At 56.5% G+C, this 260-nt stretch carries 1 protein-coding gene; it reads left to right on the top strand.

Annotated features, from left to right (window positions below):
- Window position 1: 1 nt before the first annotated feature.
- On the top strand, window positions 2-260 hold a 259-nt coding region (locus tag KZZ04_RS19705), incomplete at its 3' end, for a Rho termination factor N-terminal domain-containing protein (RefSeq protein WP_219423959.1).

Genomic DNA, 260 nt, shown 5'->3' with positions numbered 1-260 from the left:
GATTACCGACCTGCTCCAATTGGCCGAAGAAATGGGCATAGAAAATATGGCCCGTTCGCGCAAGCAGGACGTGATTTTCTCCCTGCTCAAAAAGCACGCGAAAAGCGGCGAGGAAATCTCCGGTGATGGCGTGCTGGAGATTCTCCAGGACGGCTTCGGCTTCCTCCGCTCTGCAGACGCTTCCTATCTCGCCGGCCCCGATGACATCTATGTCTCGCCGAGCCAGATCCGTCGCTTCAACTTGCGTACTGGTGACACCA

Source organism: Pseudoalteromonas sp. CR1 (assembly GCF_019392235.1).
In the GTDB taxonomy this organism is placed as follows: domain Bacteria; phylum Pseudomonadota; class Gammaproteobacteria; order Enterobacterales; family Alteromonadaceae; genus Pseudoalteromonas.
The sequence above is the reverse complement of the archived record's forward strand: the minus strand, read 5'-3'. Positions and strand labels throughout refer to the sequence as shown.